This window comes from Xanthomonas euvesicatoria pv. euvesicatoria, assembly GCF_020880415.1.
In the GTDB taxonomy this organism is placed as follows: Bacteria; Pseudomonadota; Gammaproteobacteria; order Xanthomonadales; family Xanthomonadaceae; genus Xanthomonas; species Xanthomonas euvesicatoria.
Map to the genome: position 1 here is coordinate 1 of NZ_JAJIUJ010000081.1, position 18,733 is coordinate 18,733.

Annotated in this window: 13 protein-coding genes and 2 other RNA genes; 6 read left to right on the forward strand and 9 right to left on the reverse strand. The window is 66.2% G+C overall.

Going from position 1 to position 18,733, the window contains the following annotated elements:
* Positions 1-118: 118 nt before the first annotated feature.
* From accC to cutA, 6 genes are all read right to left on the reverse strand, one after another.
* A complete protein-coding gene (gene accC, locus LN450_RS13860) occupies positions 119-1,486 on the reverse strand; it encodes an acetyl-CoA carboxylase biotin carboxylase subunit (RefSeq protein WP_008571860.1) in 1,368 nt (455 codons plus the stop codon).
* Positions 1,476-1,853 carry a four helix bundle protein gene (locus tag LN450_RS13865; RefSeq protein WP_228885150.1) on the reverse strand — a complete coding sequence of 126 codons (378 nt, stop codon included), beginning with the start codon at positions 1,851-1,853 and terminating at the stop codon, positions 1,476-1,478. The genes accC and LN450_RS13865 overlap by 11 nt, the downstream gene beginning before the upstream one ends.
* 77 nt (positions 1,854-1,930) lie before the next feature.
* The gene (gene accB / locus LN450_RS13870; protein WP_008571858.1) at positions 1,931-2,419 is read right to left on the reverse strand and encodes an acetyl-CoA carboxylase biotin carboxyl carrier protein; all 489 of its coding nucleotides are present in this window, start codon (positions 2,417-2,419) and stop codon (positions 1,931-1,933) included.
* Between the two features lie 96 nt (positions 2,420-2,515).
* Positions 2,516-2,962, reverse strand: a complete 447-nt coding sequence (aroQ, locus tag LN450_RS13875; protein WP_003483185.1) for a type II 3-dehydroquinate dehydratase — start codon at positions 2,960-2,962, stop codon at positions 2,516-2,518.
* Between the two features lie 844 nt (positions 2,963-3,806).
* Positions 3,807-6,125 (reverse strand): protein-disulfide reductase DsbD family protein, encoded by a 2,319-nt coding sequence (locus LN450_RS13880; protein WP_011346209.1) that lies wholly within the window; start codon positions 6,123-6,125, stop codon positions 3,807-3,809.
* Positions 6,126-6,130: 5 nt separating this feature from the next.
* Positions 6,131-6,463: a divalent-cation tolerance protein CutA gene (gene cutA, locus LN450_RS13885; protein WP_008571855.1), complete on the reverse strand. Its 333-nt coding sequence runs from the start codon at positions 6,461-6,463 to the stop codon at positions 6,131-6,133.
* Positions 6,464-6,850: 387 nt separating this feature from the next.
* Between cutA and LN450_RS13890 the strand changes: the two genes are divergently transcribed.
* Positions 6,851-6,925: non-coding RNA, sX9 sRNA (locus tag LN450_RS13890), on the forward strand.
* Between the two features lie 4 nt (positions 6,926-6,929).
* Here LN450_RS13890 and LN450_RS13895 read toward each other — a convergent pair.
* Positions 6,930-8,720, reverse strand: coding sequence for an endonuclease (locus LN450_RS13895; protein WP_011346210.1), 1,791 nt, complete (start codon positions 8,718-8,720; stop codon positions 6,930-6,932).
* Between the two features lie 140 nt (positions 8,721-8,860).
* Between LN450_RS13895 and LN450_RS13900 the strand changes: the two genes are divergently transcribed.
* The 3 genes from LN450_RS13900 to groL all read left to right on the forward strand — a co-directional run bounded on the left by LN450_RS13900 (position 8,861) and on the right by groL (position 11,199).
* A non-coding RNA gene (locus LN450_RS13900) (sX9 sRNA) lies at positions 8,861-8,930 on the forward strand.
* A 198-nt stretch (positions 8,931-9,128) separates the two neighbouring features.
* On the forward strand, positions 9,129-9,416 hold the full coding sequence (locus LN450_RS13905) for a co-chaperone GroES (RefSeq protein ID WP_003483210.1): 288 nt from the start codon (positions 9,129-9,131) through the stop codon (positions 9,414-9,416).
* Between the two features lie 142 nt (positions 9,417-9,558).
* A complete protein-coding gene (gene groL / locus LN450_RS13910) occupies positions 9,559-11,199 on the forward strand; it encodes a chaperonin GroEL (RefSeq protein ID WP_011346211.1) in 1,641 nt (546 codons plus the stop codon).
* Between the two features lie 113 nt (positions 11,200-11,312).
* On the opposite strand, the gene xopX is transcribed toward groL, so the two are convergent.
* Positions 11,313-13,412: a XopX family type III secretion system effector gene (gene xopX, locus LN450_RS13915; RefSeq protein ID WP_011346212.1), complete on the reverse strand. Its 2,100-nt coding sequence runs from the start codon at positions 13,410-13,412 to the stop codon at positions 11,313-11,315.
* Positions 13,413-13,914: 502 nt separating this feature from the next.
* Between xopX and LN450_RS13920 the strand changes: the two genes are divergently transcribed.
* Positions 13,915-16,728, forward strand: a complete 2,814-nt coding sequence (locus LN450_RS13920) for a TonB-dependent receptor plug domain-containing protein (RefSeq protein ID WP_039417323.1) — start codon at positions 13,915-13,917, stop codon at positions 16,726-16,728.
* A 532-nt stretch (positions 16,729-17,260) separates the two neighbouring features.
* Complete coding sequence (locus tag LN450_RS13925; protein WP_008572849.1) at positions 17,261-18,334, forward strand: 3-deoxy-7-phosphoheptulonate synthase; 1,074 nt, start codon at positions 17,261-17,263, stop codon at positions 18,332-18,334.
* Positions 18,335-18,455: 121 nt separating this feature from the next.
* On the opposite strand, the gene LN450_RS13930 is transcribed toward LN450_RS13925, so the two are convergent.
* Entirely contained in the window at positions 18,456-18,662 is a 207-nt protein-coding gene (locus tag LN450_RS13930; protein ID WP_039417322.1) for a hypothetical protein, read from the reverse strand.
* Positions 18,663-18,733: the final 71 nt, after the last annotated feature.

Below are 18,733 nucleotides of genomic sequence, written 5' to 3' on the forward strand. Positions count from 1 at the left end.
GGACTGGCCGGCTACAGGGCTGGCAGCGCGACGCAGTGTCGGCGCGATGCACCGGGGAACAACGAAAAAGCCCGGTTTCCCGGGCTTTTTTGCTTCATCGATACGGCGGCAAGTGCGATCAGGTCAGCGCGATCGACTTGTTCTTGCGCTCGGCCAGGCGCTTTTCCAGGTAGTGGATGTTCTGCCCACCGGCCTGGAAGCCCTTGTCGCGCATGATGCGCTGCTGCAGCGGGATGTTGGTCTTGATGCCGTCCACCACCATCTCGCTCAGCGCCACGCGCATGCGCGCAATCGCGGTTTCGCGATCGGGGCCATGCACGATCAGCTTGCCGATCATCGAGTCGTAGTTCGGCGGCACCTTGTAGCCGCTGTAGATGTGCGTATCCACACGCACGCCAGGGCCGCCTGGCGGATGGAAGGCGGTGATCAGGCCCGGGTTGGGCATGAAGGTTTCCGGATCCTCGGCGTTGATGCGGCATTCGATCGCATGCCCGCGCAGCACGATGTCGCTTTGCTTGATGCTCAGCTTGTGGCCGGCGGCGATGCGCAGCTGCTCGCACACCAGGTCGATGCCGGTGATGCGCTCGGTGACCGGATGCTCCACCTGGATACGCGTGTTCATTTCGATGAAGTAAAAACGCCCGTTCTCGAACAGGAATTCGAAGGTGCCTGCGCCGCGGTAGCCGATGCGGATGCAGGCGTCCACGCAGACCTTGCCGATCTCGTTGCGCAGTTCCTCGGTGATGCCCGGTGCCGGCGCTTCTTCCACCACCTTCTGGTGGCGTCGCTGCATGGAGCAATCGCGTTCGCCCAGATGGATCGCACCGCCCTGGCCGTCGGCAAGCACCTGGATTTCCACGTGGCGCGGATTTTCCAGGAACTTCTCCATGTAGACCTGATCGTTGCTGAAGGCGGCCTTGGCTTCGGACTTGGTGGTTTCGATGGCAGCCTTCAGCGCAGCCTCCGAATGCACCACGCGCATGCCGCGTCCGCCGCCGCCGCCGGCCGCCTTGATGATCACCGGGTAGCCGATTTCGCGCGCGACCTTGGTGTTGGCGACGATGTCATCGCCCAGCGGGCCACCCGAGCCGGGCACGCACGGTACGCCGGCGGCCTTCATGGCGCGGATCGCTTCCACCTTGTCGCCCATCAGGCGAATGGTGTCGGCCTTGGGGCCGATGAAGATGAAGCCGGATTGCTCCACGCGCTCGGCGAAATCGGCGTTTTCCGACAGGAAGCCGTAGCCGGGGTGGATGGCCTGCGCATCGGTGACCTCGGCCGCGGCGATCAATGCCGGAATGTTGAGGTAACTGTCGCTGGAGGCGGCCGGGCCGATACACACCGACTCATCGGCCATGGCCACGTGCTTGAGGTTACGGTCGACCGTGGAATGCACCGCGACCGTGCGGATGCCGAGCGTGTGGCACGCGCGCAGGATGCGCAGCGCGATTTCACCTCGGTTGGCGATGACGACTTTATCGAGCATGGGATTGGGGATTCGGGATTGGGGATTCGTAAAAGGCGCTGGGTTCGCGGAGATGTCGCGACTTTTCCAACGAGCGGATCAATGCGTTGAGCTTGGCAAACGTGCGATTCAGCAAGTCGGCAATTGCCGCATCGGGCGATGCGAACTGCAGTCGTGTTGCGATCTGCAGCTGCGTGTCCAGCTCCGCCAACGAACCACGCGCCATCGAGAGATAGCGCAGGTACTCGGCCGTGGAGCGATGTGCAGCTCCTTCGGCAATGTTGGATGGAATGCTGATCGCGGCGCGGCGCATCTGTGCCGTCAGCCCAAAGCGTTCGGAATCAGGAAAGTCGTGGCTCAGGCGATAGATCGCTTCGACGAGCGACATCGCGTCGCGCCACACCGTCAGGCGCTCGTGTGGTCGCTCTTGCGAATCCCGAATCACGATTCCCGAATCCCGGCGCTTCAGCCAATCACAAACAACGGCTGGTCGAATTCCACCGGCTGGCCGGTTTCGCCGAGGATGGCGACGATGGTGCCGGAGGCGTCGGCTTCGATGGGGTTGAACATCTTCATTGCCTCGATGATCGCCAGGGTATCGCCGACCTTGACCTGCTGACCGACGGTGACGAACGCCGGCTTGTCCGGGGAGGGCGAGGTGTAGAACGTGCCGACCATCGGGGCGCGCAGCACGTGGCCTTCCGGCAGTGCGGCGGCCTGCTTGGCGCCGCCGGTGGAGGCTTCGGTGGGCGATTGCATCGGCATGGTGGCCGCGGCGGCCGGCGCCTGGACGGGGGCCGGCGCGTACTGCTGCTGCACCGGGGCGCTCAGCATGGCCGCGCCCTTGGGTACGCGCGCCAGGCGCACGCTTTCTTCGCCTTCCTTGATCTCGATTTCGGCGAGATTGGATTCTTCGAGCAGGTCGATCAGTTTCTTGATTTTGCGGAGATCCATAAGGGCCTCTGGAAGTGAAACGGTGGGGAGTGCCGGCGGATGCCGGCGGAATGGGATCAGGACGCCGGCGCGCTGGCCGAGGTCATGCGGCAGGGGTCATGCGTCGCGCTCCAGACGCGCGATCACCGCTTCCAGCGCCAGCCGGTAGCTGTCGGCGCCGAAGCCGCAGATCACCCCGTCGGCCTTGTCGCTGAGATAGCTGTGGTGCCGGAACGGCTCGCGCGCGTGCGGGTTGGACAGATGAATTTCCACGAACGGCAGCCCCACGCCCAGCAGCGCATCGCGCAGCGCCACCGAGGTATGAGTGAAGGCGGCCGGGTTGATCAGGATGTAGGCGGTGCCGTCCTCGCGCGCGGCGTGGATGCGCTCCACCAGCACGTGCTCGGCATTGGACTGCAGGCAGTGCAGCACGTGCCCGGCCGCCTGCGCGCGGTCCACCAGGGCTGCGTCGATTTGCGCCAGCGTGGTACGCCCGTAGACCTCCGGCTCGCGGGTGCCGAGCAGGTTGAGGTTGGGGCCATGCAACAGCAGCAGATGGGCCATGGGATCCGGAAGAGCGGAAAGGCCGGAAGTCTGCGCGATGTCGCCGATGCTGTCCAGTTCGACGAACTTAGGTCTGTTTAAAACGATTGTTTTAAATTTCGAATGGTTTGGGCGGTGGCTAATGGCGGCGGGCAATGGCGTGCCGGAGGTCATCGTGCCGGCCTTGAATCGCCCGGACCGCTGCGAGCGGAACCGGCAGCTGGCCGCGCGCATCCGGAGCGCAGCGTTTGCGCCTGACGCGATGGAGGCAGCCTTCCCGGCGGGTAACGCGGCAACGGCTGCTGGCGGCATCCTCTCCTGTCGGGCGTCGGAATGTTGTGCCGGCGGCAGCAATTCGGTGAGTGTCCGGCTTGTTCATGGCAAGCGCGCAGGAGGTGAGTTGCAGCAGGGCGCGATCTGCGTTTTGCGCGGAGATGCAGGCTCCCAACAACGTGGCGTCGGGCCGGAACGGCCGGCGTGCCAGATGAAGGGCGATCAGCGCGATCGCCCCCCTCTGTTGCCTCGCTTCCTGCAGCTTCCCGCCGTGCAGGCCGCGGCCACGGTCGCCTGCTGCGCATCGCATGCATCAAGGCGTTGGAGGTGCCAGGGGCACCGAACAGGCGACGCCGCGCGCAGCCTGACGCCACCTGACGCCATCTATGCGCATGCCAACATCGGCCGGTCAGGTCTGCAGGGCGCCGGCAGCGCGGGGCGTGCAGACCCCGGCCAGGAGGGGCCGAACCCGTGCTTGGACCTGTCGCAACACGCCCATGGCACGGGTGTCGGCCTACACGGTTCGCAAAATCTTCGGCCTGGCCCGCCAACAGACGGCCGCCCAGGCCACCAGCCGCAGCGAAGGCGCGCCTTACCGCGCAGCGCGCAGCAAGGCGTCTTCGGTAATCGCGCCGGTCAGCACGGTCGGCAGGATCGCCGGCGGGGCGCCGGGGCCGTAGACCACGTACAGCGGCACGCCGACGGCCTGGTGCTGGTCGAGGAAGGTGCTGATGGCGGGGTCGACATTGGTCCAGTCGCCCTTCATGTAGACCGCATCGACGCGGCGCAACGCGTCGCGGAATTCGGCGCTGCTCAGCACGTTCTTTTCGTTGGCCTTGCAGGTCACGCACCAATCGGCGGTCATGTTGACGAAGACCACGCGGTTGTCGGCACGCAGGCGGTCCAGCAACTGCGGCGAGAACGCCACCACGCCCTCGGCCGCGGTGGCCGCTGGCAGGCTCAGGCGCGTGACCGCGACCACCGGCACCAGCGCCAGTACCAGCATCGTCGTGGCCAGGCCCATGCCCAGGCGGTGGCTCTTCCAGCGGCTGCGCTCGAAGCACCACAGCCCCAGGGCCAGCAGGGTGGCGCCGACCAGCATCAAGGCCAGCGCATCCACGCCGCGCTGCTTGCCTAATACCCACAGCAGCCAGATCGCGGTGAGATACATGGGGAACGCCAGCACCTGCTTGAGCGTTTCCATCCACGCCCCGGGGGTGGGCAGGCGCCGCGCCAGCGAAGGCACGAAGCCGATCAGCAGGAACGGCAGCGCCAGGCCCAGGCCCAGCACCAGGAATACCAGCATCGCCAGCAGCGCGGGCGCGGTGAAGGCGTAGGCCAGTGCCGTGCCCATGAACGGCGCGATGCAGGGGCTGGCGACCACGCAGGCCAGCACGCCGGTGAAGAAGTCGCCCAGCGGCCCGTTGCGCGCGGCCAGCGACTGGCCGATGCCGCCCAGGTTGGTGCCCAAGGTGAACACGCCCGACAGGCTCAGCCCCACCGCGAACATCAGATACGCCAGCGCCGCGACGAACCACGGCTGCTGCAGCTGGAAGCCCCAGCCGGCGGCCTGCCCGGCGGCGCGCAAGCCGATCACCAGGCCACCGATGGCGGCAAAGGACACCAGCACGCCCAGCGAATACCAGATGGCATGGCTGCGCGCGTGGCTGCGGCTCTCGCCGCTGTGCGCCAGGCCCAGCACCTTCAGCGACAGGATCGGCAGCACGCAGGGCATCAGGTTCAGCACCAACCCACCAAGCAGGGCCAGCACCAGCATGCCCAGCAGGCCCTTGTCGGTATGCGGCGGCGGCGTGCGCTCCGGGTTGCCGGCCGAGGCATCGGCGACCGGGACGGCCGTGCTGGCGGCCGGCGCCGGCTCGACCGGTGCCTGGCCGGCGGCCAGCGGCGAAATCATCAACGGCGCGGCCTGCGCCTGGTTCTGCGGCGACACGGTTCCGGCCGGTACATCCAGGGCGACGCGGCGGGTCATCGGCGGATAGCAGATCCCGTCGGTCTGGCAGCCCTGGAAGGTGGCCACCAGGGTCACGTGGGCCGGGTCAGGGTGGTCGCGCAGCAGCGGCAAGGTCACTTCGGCCTGGTCGAAATACACCACCACATCGCCGAAGTGTTCGTCGCGGTGGGCCTTGCCTTGCGGCCAGCGCGGCAGCCCGGTGCGCACGCCGTTGGCGCCTTCCAGGGCCAGCGAGGTGCGGTCGCGGTAGATGTAATAGCCCGGCGCCGGGGTGAAGCGCAGCAGCAGGCTGTTGCCGTCGCCGACGATGGCTTCGAAATTGAACGCCTGCTCGGCCGGCAGCGGCAATGCGTCCACCCCGGCGGTCTGGCCGGGGGCGCCGAACAGGCGCGGGGCGGCGGCGTTGCGTGGCACCAGCGCGCCCAGGTTTTCGCGTGGCGCGGCGGTGGCCTGCGCCCCGGTGGCATCGGCCGCGGGCAGGTCGAGGCGGATTTCGCGCCGCTGCGGTGGATAGCACACGCCGGCATCGGCGCAGCCCTGGTACTGCACCTGCAGGACGGCGGTCTGCACTGCCGGGTCGGCCTTGCCGGCCAGGGTGGCCTGCAGTTGCTTGCGGTAGGTCTGCACCTGGCCGAAGAACTCGTCGTGCTTGCTCTCGCCTTCCGGCAGCGCCAGTTCGCCCGCGGCAAACCCCTTTCCGGCCTTGACGCTGATGCGGTGGCGATACAGGTAGTAGCCCGGTGCGATCTTCCAGTGCAGCGCGATGCGGTCGCGGCTGTCGGCGGTGGCGCTCAGCGCGAAGGCCTGGTCCACCGGCAGCAGGTCGGCTTCGGTTACGGCGGCCTGCGCGGGGGCGGGCGCCAGTACCGCCAGCGGCGCGGCGAGCAAGGGGGCGGCCAAGAGCGCGCAGCGGGCGATCCAGCGGGACAGAGACTTCATGGACGTCAGAATTCCTTGCGGGTTTCGGCCCGGACCCAATCGAGATATGCCGGCAGCCCGGCGCTGGCTTGGACAGCGACCGCCTCCGGCAGTTCATACGGATGCAAGGCCTGCAGCCGCGCGATGGCGTCGGGCAGGCAGTCGTCCCAGGTCTTGATCAGCAACTGCACCTCGGTGCTGCGCTCGATCGCGCCCTTCCAGCGGTACAGCGATTGCACGCCGGGCAATAGGGTGACGCAGGCGGCCAGCCGTTCGTCGAGCAAGGCCTGCGCAATGCGCTCGGCGCTGTCGGTATCCGGGCAGGTGCTCACTAACAAATGGAGGGAAGGTGCGCTCATTGGACCCGGCAGTGTAATCCCCTGTTTGCGGGGGATCGACCGCCGATTCCGGAAAACAAGACGTTAACTTCGTGGCCCCGGTGAGATGGCGTGCTCAAGCGATCCTGCGGTCAGCACGCGGCGCCTTGGATGGTTCCGTGTTCGCTTGCGCCCTGCCGTGCACGGCAGGGCGGCTACCCGGGTTCGGTCAATGGGGGATCAATGCCGTGGCGCCTGCCGGCAACGCACGCCGTCTGTACAGACGCCCGGCGTCACCGGTTGGGGGCAAGGCGCCCGGCGCGATCTGCTCCGGGCCCCGCGCCTCACCCGCCCGGCCGGTGCACCAGGCCAACAGGCAACACGGTTGCGCTTGCCGCCAGGCGGGTGCGGGCGGGGCCCGGAATCGGCATGTACCACGCGTACAGTGCGGTTCCGAGCGTGCCGTTCACCCCGCCTGGCGACTGCGCGCGACGTGCGTGAGCCGGTCTTAGTTGGCCAGCTGGCAACTGGCCGGCTTGGCCGAGTTGAACAGGCTGGCGGTGGCCCATTCGGGGTGATCCACGAACGGGTTGCGGTTGCCCTGGAAGCTGAAGATCACCTCGTTGCGGGCGCGCTCGGCATCGTCTGGTGGGTCGGCCTGATGCCAGGCCAGCAGGGTGGAGAGCAGGCCCATGTAGGCCGGTGAGGCTGCGGTCTGCACGATCTTGCTGCGGTCGTCGGTCAGCTCCAGGTCCGGCTCGGATTGTCCGGTAGCCGCATCCAGCCCGCCTTCATAGCGGATGGCCATGTACATCACCGCGCGCGCCATGTCGCCCTTGCGCCGGCCCCACACCTCGAAGGTGCCGCTGTTGCCGTCGGGCGTGCGGACCCAGTTGGAATTGCCCGGGTATCGTCCGCTGCCGCCGCCACTGCCGTCGTTGACCTCGGTCACCCGCTCGCCGCAGCTGCTGGTGCAGGTGGCATAGGGCTTGTTGCCGCGGTCTGCGTTGAAGCTGGTGTCGGTCAGGTACAGCATGTGGGTGTCGGTATAGGGCGCGTACGGCAGGCCGCGGTCGCCGGTGGCGCTGCCAAAGCCCAGCGAGTTGGGCCAGGTGTGCTCGCGGTTGTAGGTGAGCCCGCTGCCGGTGCCGGCGCGGTCGCTGACCTTGGCGTAGCTGCGGTTGCGGTAGGCGTCCAAAATGCGGCCGCTGTTGTTGGGATCCTCGTCGGCCATTTCCAGGATGGTCCAGGTGCTGGTGCCGCTGCCGCTGTACGGGTAGACCGTGTGCCCCTTGATGGTGGCGTGCAACGAGCAGCGCAGCTGGCTGGCGCTGGCGGTATTGACCCGCGCGTAGTACCCGGTACCGCCGCCGCTGGCGGTGGCCACGGTGAAGGCGATGGACTGGTTGGCGGCCGGGCTCAGGCCGCTGGCATCGCGGATGGCGCTGGCGGTGATGGCCAGCGTGCAGCGCTCGCCGCCGACCAGGGCGGTGTTGGTGGACAGGGTGAAGCGGGTGCCGCTGGTCGGGTACGTCAGCGCCACGTTGCCGGAGCTGGCGCAGCTCAGCGCAAACGCACCGCTGCCCAGCGTCACCGCTTCGCTGAAACCCACGGCCAGATCGCCGGCAGCCGGAAAGCCGGTGGCGCCTTGCGTTGGTGTGGTGCTGCTGATGGTGGGAGCACCGGTACTTCCACCGCCGTCGCTGCCGGTGAAGGTCTGGCCGCGGTTGCAGGCGCCGAAGGTCTGTGCCGCCGAGCCGGCCCAGCTGAAGTTGGCCGCGCTGCTGCCGGTACCGGTCAATTGCAGCGAACTGCCGACCGCGGTGCTGTTGCTCTCGCTCACCGGCAGGTTCTGGCTGGTCACGCCGGCCGCCGGGCCGCCGCTGCCGGTGATGGCGCCTTCATAACTGAGGAACTGCACCAGCTGCCCGTTGGGGTCGACCAGCGCCACGCCGTCGTTGGGGCCGTTCTGCACGCCGTTGCTGGCATAGCTCACCGTGGCCATACGCACCTGGCTGCCGCAGCTGACCACCGTGCCGGCCGGCACCGCCGTATTGGCGTACACCACTGCCGCACTGGGGCTGTTGCCGTTGTACAGGTAGATGCGGTAACCGCTCAGCGATTCGCCGGCGGTGGCCACCACTTCCACACCCTCGCCGCTGTCGCCGGAGGCGCCCACGTCGTCGTAGTGCAGTTCGTTGATGAAGACCGCCGCATTGGCGGAGGTGGCACCGAGCGCGAACGCGCAGGCCAGGGGAAGGGTGCAACGCAGGGACACGAAACGGGACGGCAACCTCATCGACAGCTCCTTGTGATCGGGGAATGCGTTCCCGACTGTAAGGCGCGCGCATGATAGGCGATGGAACCTGGTTCCATTTCTAGAGCATTGGACGAGACTCCTATACGCCTGCCAGGTGGGCGCGCCCGGTGCCCGTGGGCATGGACCCCATTCCGGTTCCCCAGCGACGTTCGCGCCCACCTGACAACCGCTCGCTCCGTTTTGTCGGCTGCCCTCGGCGGTTCGGAGAGAAGCGGTCGGCGAAAAATTTTTGCCGCCAGCCCTTGAAAGCCACCCGCGCAGCACAATCTCTGGCCCGCACCCGCTTGTCGGGTTTTTTCCGCGCGCTGTGCTGGCAGTCGTCATGTGCGAGTGCTAACATCGCCGATAATTTCCAGGCCAATCAAACACTTAAGAGGTCTTCTCTCTATGAGCATCAAGCCGCTTCACGACCGCGTTGTAGTCAAGCCGATCGAAGCCGACGAAGTTTCCGCCGGCGGCATCGTGATTCCGGACTCCGCCAAGGAAAAGTCCACCAAGGGTGAAGTCGTCGCGATCGGCGCCGGCAAGCCGCTGGACAACGGCAGCCTGCGCGCGCCGGTGGTCAAGGTTGGCGACAAGGTCATCTACGGCCAGTACGCCGGCAGCAGCTACAAGTCCGAAGGCGTCGAGTACAAGGTGCTGCGCGAAGACGACATCCTGGCCGTCATCGGCTGATAGCCGTTGCCGGCGGGATTCGGGAGTCGAGATTCGGGATTGGTCACCGCGGCTTGCCGCACCAATCCGCCTCTCCTCCGGATCCCGCTCTAGCCAATCCCCAATCCCCAATCCCCAATCTCAAATCCCGGAGTAACAACCAATGGCTGCTAAAGACATTCGTTTCGGTGAAGACGCACGTACCCGCATGGTTCGTGGCGTCAACGTGCTTGCCAATGCCGTGAAGGCCACCCTGGGCCCGAAGGGCCGCAACGTCGTGCTCGAGAAGAGCTTCGGCGCGCCGACCATCACCAAGGACGGCGTTTCCGTCGCCAAGGAAATCGAACTGGCCGACAAGTTCGAGAACATGGGCGCGCAGATGGTCAAGGAAGTCGCGTCCAAGACCAACGACAACGCCGGCGACGGCACCACCACCGCCACCGTGCTGGCCCAGGCCCTGATCCGCGAAGGCGCCAAGGCCGTGGCCGCCGGCATGAACCCGATGGACCTCAAGCGTGGTATCGACCAGGCCGTCAAGGCTGCGGTCGTCGAGCTGAAGAACATCTCCAAGCCCACCACCGACGACAAGGCGATTGCCCAGGTCGGCACCATTTCGGCCAACTCGGACGAGTCGATCGGCAACATCATTGCCGAAGCGATGAAGAAGGTCGGCAAGGAAGGCGTGATCACCGTTGAAGAAGGCTCGGGCCTGGAAAACGAGCTGGACGTGGTCGAGGGCATGCAGTTCGACCGCGGCTACCTCTCCCCGTACTTCATCAACAACCAGCAGAGCCAGTCGGCCGACCTGGACGACCCGTTCATCCTGCTGCACGACAAGAAGATCTCCAACGTGCGTGACCTGCTGCCCGTGCTGGAAGGCGTGGCCAAGGCCGGCAAGCCGCTGCTGATCGTCGCCGAAGAAGTCGAAGGCGAAGCGCTGGCGACCCTGGTGGTCAACACCATCCGCGGCATCGTCAAGGTCGTGGCCGTCAAGGCGCCGGGCTTCGGCGACCGTCGCAAGGCGATGCTGGAAGACATGGCCGTGCTGACCGGCGGTACCGTGATCTCCGAGGAAGTGGGCCTGGCGCTTGAGAAGGCGACCATCAAGGACCTGGGCCGCGCCAAGAAGGTGCAGGTCTCCAAGGAAAACACCACCATCATCGACGGCGCCGGCGACACCGCGGCGATCGAATCGCGCGTGGGCCAGATCAAGACCCAGATCGAAGACACCTCGTCCGATTACGACCGTGAGAAGCTGCAGGAGCGCGTGGCCAAGCTGGCCGGTGGCGTTGCAGTGATCAAGGTCGGCGCCTCGACCGAAATCGAAATGAAGGAAAAGAAGGCACGCGTCGAAGACGCCCTGCACGCCACCCGTGCAGCCGTCGAAGAAGGCGTGGTCCCGGGCGGCGGCGTGGCCCTGGTGCGTGCGCTGGTGGCCGTGGGCGAGCTCAAGGGCGCCAACGAAGACCAGACCCACGGCATCCAGATCGCCCTGCGCGCCATGGAAGCCCCGCTGCGCGAGATCGTGGCCAATGCCGGCGAAGAGCCGTCCGTGATCCTGAACAAGGTCAAGGAAGGCAGCGGCAACTACGGCTACAACGCCGCCAACGGCGAGTTCGGCGACATGGTCGAATTCGGCATCCTGGACCCGACCAAGGTGACCCGTTCGGCACTGCAGAACGCCGCCTCGATCGCCGGCCTGATGATCACCACCGAAGCCATGGTGGCCGATGCGCCGAAGAAGGACGAGCCGGCGATGCCGGCCGGCGGCGGCATGGGCGGCATGGGCGGCATGGATTTCTGATCCACGCCACTTCGGCTGTTGCAGCAAAAAAAACCCCGCCCAACGGCGGGGTTTTTTTATGCGCGTCACTTGCGCAGGCACGCGGCAGTTGCCGATGACCGGCGGCCGTACCGTCAGGACGAAGGCACAGTGCTGGCTGCGGCCTGGTCCGGCGACGGATGGGTGCGCGCAGGCGAGCGTTGCTCAGGCGATGCGCTGGCTGCGGCGAGCGCCTCCTCCTCGTTTGCCTCGGTGATCTCGGTGATGGTGACGCTGCTGGCGGGCCTGGTCTGCGCCTGCGCGCCGGCGTCCTCGATCCCCTGCAGGGCGCTATCGGCAACGGTCTGCGCGTACTCCTGCGCCTGTTCCGGCGACAGGCTTTGCACATATCTGGCGGTGTCCTGCACGTGCTGGATGAGTTCCTCGGGCGAGGACGGCATGCGGGTTGCGAGCGCGGTACCGTCGGGCCCCCTGAAGACACGCATGATCTGACCGCCGCCCCAGTTCATCGCCAACTCTGCGCCACGCGCCATGGGGCCGGGCATGGTCATCGACATCAGCGACATGATCGCGCCGGCGTAGTAGGGCGATGAGGACGAGGCTTCGATCAGGCTCTTGTCTGCGAAGGTCTTGGACAATTTCTCCACGCCCAGGGCCAGCGCCATGACCAGGCTGCCGGAGCACATGGCCTTGAAGCGTTCCATGGCGTCCTGACGGGTCGCATGTGCGTTGACCGCCGATTGCATCATCACCGCCGTCACCACGACCGAGTCGGCCAACAGATCCACCGTGCCGATGCGATCGGGCTGAATCAGGTAGACCGTCAGCCCGGTCACTCCGGCTCCCAACAATGCCAATGCCAACTTGGGGGCGATGTCGTGGTTGGTCACCTGGCGCGGGAGGGTGGCTGGCTGGTCCTGGTCCACTTGTAGCGCAGCGCTCAGTCGCTTGCTGCATCGGTCCAGGGTCTCCAGCAGGTGCGTGCACTGGGCATTGAGCGTGCGGGTGAGCTCGCGCCCTTGGCTTGGGTCGGTGAAGTCGCGACGTGCCTGTTGAAACGCTTCCCGGCCGTGCTCCAGAGCGGCGCAGATCTCGTTGAGTTGCGTGCGCAGTTGCGCGCTGACCTGGCCGGGCGTCAGGCGTGCACGCAACCGCTGCGCCTGGCTCTGAAAGCCGGCGTTTTCTGCAATGCCGGCGCCCAGATGCGACAGCTTGTGCTGCAGCCGGTTGCCCAGCACGTTGAGGCTGTTCCAAAGGAAGGGCGTCAGCACCATCGCCGCGCATGCCGTCGATGCGGCCGCGGCAAATCCCAGGTTGTTTTCCACTGCTTCGGCTTGGTGCCGCATGGAGGGGGTGCCGAATTTCTTGGGCAGTTCGGTGGTGAGAAACAATCCGTTGAGCAGAACGGAATAGAAGTGCATTTCGTTGGCGTCGCGCCCCAGCTGCCCGCCCATCAGCGGGAACGGAAGCCCGTCGGCGGTGGGGCGCAGTGCAGATGCCGAGAGCGTCATCACGCCCTTGGTTGCCGCGGCGATGGAATAGGCGAAGGTCTTGGCCTGGTTGCCCAGCAACGGACTGGGGACCATCAGTGGCCAGAGATTGACCAGGTTGGCCAGCGACTTGAGCGCCCGCCCGGTCGCAGGTGTGCCGTGCTCCAGCGGCTGCAGGGCGTCTTCCACGGCCTTGATGTCGCCGAGCAACTGCTGCCTGAAGCGTGCTTCCAGGCCGGTTGCCGCTTCGATGGCATCGCGCAGCTGCGTGATCTGTTGGCGGCACGCGGCCAGAGTGTGCGGGGCGCTCTGTTCCGGGTCGGTGTGACGCACCATCTGCAGGAATGCGGGATCGTCCGCATGGATCTGCAGCATGGTGCGCAGGTCCGCCAGCGACCAGAGATTGGACGCCCCCTTCGATACCGCAGCGTAAGCCTGCTGAACGCCGCTTGCCAATGCGGCGTTTGCGCGTGCGGCAAGTGTTGCGGCGGTGGACGGGCCGGAGGCGCGTTCGGGTGAGTCGGCCTGCGGTTCGGTGTCGTGCGAAGGCACCGGCGAAGCGCCGTGCTCGGAGTCGGCGCTGGATGCGCGCGAACGGCTGCGCGGAGTGAGCGCAGCCAGGCTGGGGTGGAGCGGGGTTTGCGTCGGCGATGTGGCGTCGGCGACGGGGGCATTGTCGGTATGGATGTCGTGCAATGGCGCCAGAGAAGAGGGGCCTGCGGTTTGCTGTTTCTTGATCTCCATGGTGGGTTTCCTTGATGAGGGGGAGCGGCCAGCGCGTACTGGCTGGCGCGCCTGCATCATTTGAACAAGCCTGCCCGGCCGGCCTAACGCGATGCGAACTACTGCGTTGCAGGAAGAACCAACCAGGCAGGACGATGGCAACTTTTGATCGCATGACCTGTTGCCAGCTGCGCAGGGTCGAGTGCGCTGGGAGCGCAATCATCGCAGTGAGGGCAGCCCCAGCCTGCCGGATAGTCGATCGCCGTCACACTCCGCGACCACCTGTTGACACCGATGTCATCGCAGCTTTAGCGTCGCTGGGCAGGCGTTTGCGCCGAGCGGTCGGGGGGCCATCGGACAAGGGGCAGCGGTGCACGCATCGCTGGCAGGCGTCGTTGCAGCGCATTGCCACGCCGGCCACGTCCGGCCTCTCCCGGGGGATCTTATGAACTGCCGCAGTCATCGCCTTGCCTTGTCGATTTCCGTCTCCCTTGCCGTGACTGCCGCGTGCGCGCCGCCGCTCATGGCCCAGCAAACCGAACCCGATGCCACGCGCGCCACCTCCACGCTGGATGCGGTCAGCGTCACCGGCTCGCGCATCAAGCGCGCGCAGGTCGAAGGTGCGCAACCGGTGGTCACCATCAGCGCGCAGCAGATCCAGCAGGAAGGCTTCGCCACCGTCTACGACGTGCTCAACAGCATGAATCAGCAGGGCTCGGTGGAAGCCGATACGCAGTGGGGCTCGCATACGCCCAACGCCTCGCCGATCAATCTGCGCGATCTCGGGCCGGGGCGGACGCTGTTGCTGGTCAACGGGCATCGCGTGGCCGATTACCCGCTGCCCTACGGCGGCGAGAGCAACTTCTCCAACTACAGCAATATTCCTTCCGCTGCGGTGGAGCGCATCGACATCCTCACCGGCGGTGCGTCGGCGATCTACGGCTCCGATGCGGTGGCCGGCGTGATCAACGTGATCCTCAAGCGCGACTATCAGGGCGACCAGGTGCGCCTGCGCGGCGGCACCGCCACCGAAGGTGGGCGCGACAGTTTCGACGTGTCCTGGGCCGGCGGGCGCACCGGCGAGAACTGGAGCCTGACCTACGCGCTGCAGGCCACCAAGCGCGACCCGTTGAGCGGGCGCGATCGCCCTGAAATGGACGATTCGGACGACATGTCCTATTCCAACTGGACCGGCCAGAACCGCCTGTACGGCTTCAATCCGTTCACCGGCTTGAGCCTGATCGACGCCAATACCAACGAGCGCCTGGCACCGCCGGCCGGCACCTGCGCGCGCTTTGGCGGTGAGTTCATCGACGGGCAGCGGCTGAGCTACAACCAGAACACCGGCGCGCTCACCAATGCCGGCGATTACTGCGGCGTTGCGCGCGATTACGGCGACTGGGGTCTGGTCACCGGCAGCGAGGATTATTCGGCATATCTCTACGGCACCTGGAAATTCGGCGAGCACACCGAGGCTTGGGCCACGCTGTCTGCCAACCGCAGCATCGGCCGCTGGACCTACGACCCGCCGTACGCGTACCTGGGCCCGTTCCAGGACGCGGCCACCGGGCGTTCGTTGAACCTGATCCGCCAGCTCACCCGGCGCGAAGCCGGCGGCTGGGACCGGCTTGCCAACTACAACAAGGAGCAGTCCTGGGATCTGAGTGCCGGCTTGCGCGGCGTCTGGGCCGACCGTTTCGATTGGGAATTGAGCGTGGGCCGCTCGCGTTACACCGTCGACGAATACATCCGCACCGTGGACACCGCGCGCGCCACCGACTACTTCCTCGGCAGCTCCCTCGGCACCGCCGCCGATGGCACGCCGATCCATGCGATCAACGAGGCGCGCCTGTACACGCCGCTGTCGTCGGACCAGTACGACGCGCTGGTCGCCAAGTCGCATAACTCGGCGTATTCGTGGGTGAATCAAGCCAGTTTCAGCGTGAGCGGCGATGTGGTGCAGGGCTGGGCCGGGCCGATCCGCTTCGCCACCGTGGCCGAAGTGGCCAAGCAGGGCTATCAGCTTTCGCCCGATCCCTGCGCCAACGCGTGCTACCCGGTGGATGTGGTGGACAGCGGCGGTGGCGAACGCATGCGCAGTTCGGCCGGTCTGGAATTCCAGATTCCATTGCTTTCTACGTTGAGCGCGAATGTGGCCGGCCGTTACGACCGCTACGGCAATTACCGTTCTTCGGCCGCCATCCCCACCGATGTGGGCACGCAGAGCGACACCACCTGGAGCGCGGGCCTGGAATGGCGGCCGGTGGAAAGCCTGCTGGTGCGCAGCACCGTGGCCACCAGCTTCCGCGCACCCGACATGCATTACGTGCTCGGCGAACCCAGCTCCACCAACCAGACGGTGATCGATCAGTACCGCTGCATTTCCTCGGGCGCGTATTTGACCGGCGGCTGCAACGACGAGAACAACAACATCTTCTACACGGTGGACGTCAATCGTCGCGGCACCCCGGATCTGCGCTCGGAAACCGGCCGCTCGTTCACCGGTGGCGTGGTGTGGGACATCGCCCAAGGGCTGTCGTTGAGCGTGGATTACTACCGCATCCAGTTGGAGGAAATGATCAAGGACCTGGACCGCGATGAGATCCTGTCGGCCGAAGCCGGCTGCCGTACCGGCACCACCATCAGCGGCGGCACGTGGAATAACCCCGGCGGCGCGGGCTATTGCGACACCATCACCTCGCGCGTGATGCGCAATGCCGACGGCACCATCGCCAGCATCGAGCGCGGCCCGATCAACCTGGCGCAGATGGAAACCTCCGGCATCGATGCGTCGCTGAAGTATCGCCTTGCCACCGCAGGCTGGGGCAACTTCCAGCTGTCGCTGGACTACAACAATCTGATCGCCTACCGCGAGCAGATCTACCGCACCGACAGCGACGAAAACCGCCGCGACGAACGCGTGCGCAGCCGCGTGCGTGGCAGCGTGCATTGGGACAACGGCGGCGCCTGGGACTGGACCGTGTATTTCCGCCGGATCGGCTCCATGCGCGCGGTCAACTGGGGCACCTGCGAACGCTTCGACGACGGCTATCAACCCAGCGCCTCCGATGCGTGCCTGGTGACCGACACCGCCAACGTGCATCTGGGCGAAACCAGCAAGCGTTACTTCGGCCGCGTGGGCCCGGCGATCTACTGGAACCTGAGCACCGGCTACAGGATCACCGACCACGCCAAGGTCAATTTCTACGTCAACAACGTCTTCAACGAAGTGGGCTACGACCACAAGGAACGCTTCTACGGGTATGGCTTCTACAACACCACGCTGTTCAACCCGATCGGCCGCGAAGTGGCGGCCGAATACGTGTTCACGTTCTGAGCGAGCGCGGCGCTTGCGCACGCCACGGTGGCGGCCGTGGCGTGCGCGCGTCTGCTGTCTGCACTGCTTTCGGCATGGCCGCAGGACCTGGCGAGACGACCAGCTCGATCAGCGCGTCATCGATTGTTTGCATCGCGCCGATTGGCGACAGCGCCATCGTCACCCGTTGGATTGGCGGCCGCCGCGGGAACCTGTGCCGACTTCACCGCTGCGGCCGTATGCATTTCAACGCGGGGAGGTGTGCCGGAGCCAGTGGAGGGGCGTTCGCTTCCACCTGTGCCCGGTCCGTTGCCGATGAAACAGTGGCAACGCGCAAAAGTGCGTGGTATCAATGCATCCCATGAACGCACCCCGCAGCCAGTTTTATTTTTGGTACTACGGTTTTCCGATGCCGCTGGCGGAGGAAGGATTGCGCTCACCCTGAAGGCAACTTCAGCAGCATTCCCGAAAAGCCGCCAGCGCACACCTGGCGGCTTTTTTGTTGCCGCCGCGCCTGGCTCCCCGATGCAACACCGCCCACCGAGACACTGTGATGCCGCCTGTAACCGATGACCTGCGTATCCGCAAGATCGAAGCCCTCGCACCGCCTGCGCAACTGCTGTCGCTGCTGCCCTGCGATGAGCGCGCCTCCGAAACCGTCACCAATGCGCGCGCCGCGCTGCACGACATCCTGCACGGGCGCGACGATCGCCTGGCCGTGGTGATCGGCCCCTGCTCGATCCACGACCCGGTCGCGGCGATGGAGTACGCACAGCGCCTGCGTCCGTTGCGCGACCAGTTCGGTGACGCGCTGGAGATCGTGATGCGGGTGTACTTCGAAAAGCCGCGCACCACCATCGGCTGGAAGGGCCTGATCAACGATCCGGACCTGGACGGCAGCTTCCAGATCAACAAGGGCCTGCGCGTGGCGCGTGGCCTGCTGCGCGATATCAACAATCTCGGCCTGCCGGCCGGCGTGGAATTTCTCGACATCATTTCGCCCCAATACATCGCCGACCTGGTGGCCTGGGGCGCGATCGGCGCACGCACCACCGAGAGCCAGGTGCATCGCGAAATGGCATCCGGGCTGTCATGCCCGGTGGGCTTCAAGAACGGCACCGGCGGCGACGTCAAGATTGCGGTGGACGCGGTGGGCGCGGCCTCGCATCCGCATCATTTCCTGGCCGTGACCAAGGACGGACACACCGCCGTGGCAGCGACGGCGGGCAACCCGGATTGCCATGTGATCCTGCGCGGCGGCAAGCAGCCCAACTTCGATGCGGCCCATGTGGAAGCGGCCAGCCAGGTGCTCAATGCATCCGGCCTGCCTGCGCGCCTGATGATCGATGCCAGCCACGCCAACAGCAGCAAGAATCCCGAGAACCAGCCCAAGGTCGTCGAGGACATCGCCCATCAGCTGGAAAACGGCGAAACGCGCATCGTCGGCGTGATGGTGGAAAGCCATCTGGTCGGTGGGCGTCAGGACCTGTTGCCGGGGTGCGAACTGACCTACGGCCAGAGCATTACCGACGGCTGCATCGGCTGGGACAGTTCGGTGCAGGTGCTGGAACGCCTGGCGAGCGCAGTGCGCGCACGGCGCATGCGCCGGATTGCCGAGGCTGCGTGAGTGGCGACGCAGCAGCATCGGCAGAACATGTGCTGATGCTGCGTGGAGCATCGCCAACACGGAATGATTGCCAGGCAGCGCGTTGGCTGGTCTGCGGTGAGCGTGAGGCCTCGCGCGTCCCTCATCCGGCGCTGGGCGTCACCTTCTTCCGATGGGAAAGCGTCTTGCGGCTGGCACGTGCGTCGGTGCAGCGGGCGTCGGCAACTGCGCAGGCGATGAAGTGGATGCGCCGAACGCTCGTCCACGTCTGACCGAGGAGAAAAGGCACAGCTGGCGCGCCGATCTCGTGCAGGTGCAGCACGTTCAAGGTGACGCGCAGCGGCGCCATCGGCGACGACGCTCAGCGACGACCAATGGCGACATTGATCGGCTTTGGCAGTGAGCGCAGGCGTCTGGCTG